The sequence below is a fragment of the Bradyrhizobium sp. Crot121 genome (assembly GCF_059512385.1).
The window spans coordinates 1-1,653 of sequence record NZ_JCAMOR010000229.1 but is presented as its reverse complement, the minus strand read 5'-3'; the positions used below and the strand labels follow the sequence as shown (position 1 = coordinate 1,653).

The window sequence follows — 1,653 nt, the reverse complement described above, 5'->3', positions numbered from 1 at the left end:
GGGTCGCCAAAGACCTCACCCCATTCGGCGAAGCCGCGATTGGAGGTGAGGATCATGGCGCCACGCTCGTAGCGAGCGTTGACGAGCTGGAAGAACAGATTGCCGCCGCCGGGGATGACGGGCAGGTATCCGATTTCGTCGACAATCAGCAACGAGGTCCGGCACAGCGGGCGAATCCGCTCGCGCAATTGCCCCTCCCGCTCGGCCTTGGTCAGAGCGCCGATGATGTCGGCAAGACTTGCAAAATAGACGCTGCGGCCGGCCTTCACGGCCTCCACGCCCAGCGCCGTGGCGAGATGGCTCTTGCCCGTTCCGGGTGGGCCGAGGAAGTGGATCACCTCATGGCGGTCGGCAAAGTCGAGCTGGGCGAGCGCGAGAATGCGATTGCGGTCGAGCGACGGCTGGAACGAGAAGTCGAATCCTGCGAGCGTCTTGATGGTCGAGAGCTTGGCCATCCGCAGCGCCATCTTCACGCGGCGGTTCTCACGCAGCGTCAGTTCCTCGGCGAACAAGGTGTCGATGACCTCCAGCGCACTGGCTTCGCCGCGCTCGAGCTGACGCACGGTTTGGTCCAGGACCTCCAACGCTCTCGGCATCTTCAAGCCGACCAGGGTTTTGCGGATTCGGTCGAGCACGGACGGTACGATCTCGATGGCCGCGTTCATGGCTGGTCTCCCTGGCAGGCCAGCCGCCGGCCGACGGCCTGGTAGAAGTCGAGGGGGGGGGCGTGGCGACCACATCAGCGGTGCGCAGGATCAAGATCGGTGTGTCGCGATGGGGATCGGTGATCCGCGGCACTTTCCGATGCCCTGCGGCGACCCGGCGCTGATGTCGGCCCTCCAGCACAGGGTGCACGGCGACCAGGGCACCGTCTTCGAATATCCGAACTTCATCGGCAAGCGTATGCACTTCGACGACCCGCTTCCGGGTCGCGTCGGGAACGCTGTAAAGATTGCCGCCGACGCTCACCATGCCTTCATGCGAGACCCGCCGTTCCAGCTTGAGGACCGAGCGGAAGGGTGCCAGCGGCAGCATTTTGAGATGCACCTTCTCCTCGGCGAAGGCGTCGTTGACGACACGCTGGGTCGTGGCGTGTAGACGCGGATTGGCCACCGTATCCAGCCAATGGCGCAATTGCGCGTTCAGGTCATCGAGATTGCGGAACGAGCGGGCGAGGAAGAAGTCCTCGCGGATATAGCGATAGGGTCGCTCGACCTTTCCCTTTGTTTTAGCCCGATACGGACGGCAGGCCTTGGGTTGGAAGCCATAGTGTCGCGCGAAGTCGACCAGCGCCCGGTTGTAGACGATGCTGCCGCCGGCGTCGCCGATGACGGCAGTCTTCATGCGGTCGTAAAGGATCTCATGGGGGATGCCACCGATCGCCTCGAATGCCGCCATATGGCAGCGCAGAACCGTCTGCATGTCCTGGTGCAGGACAAAACGCGCCCAAATCAGCCGGCTGAAGCCGAGCACAAAGGAGAACAGCCAAACGATGCGGGTGACCGCCGGCTCATCGGTGAACTGCACCTGGAATTGAGCGAAGTCGACCTGCGCCTGGTCGCCCGGTGGCCTCTCGAAGCGAACTTCAAACGTTGGCAATGGGACCGGACGAATCTCGCGCAGCACATCGGTGACGGCGGTGTAGCCGCCCTC

The 1,653-nt window shown here is 63.5% G+C and carries 1 protein-coding gene and 1 pseudogene; both read right to left on the bottom strand.

All coding sequences use genetic code 11. The annotated features are described in order from the left end of the window. The coding region (istB, locus tag AC5ZGW_RS46185; RefSeq protein WP_496114165.1) for an IS21-like element helper ATPase IstB at positions 1-665 on the bottom strand (665 nt) is incomplete at its 3' end. Beyond that, positions 662-1,653: pseudogene (gene istA / locus AC5ZGW_RS46180) on the bottom strand (IS21 family transposase); the annotation flags it as partial. The gene istB and the pseudogene istA, both read right to left, overlap by 4 nt.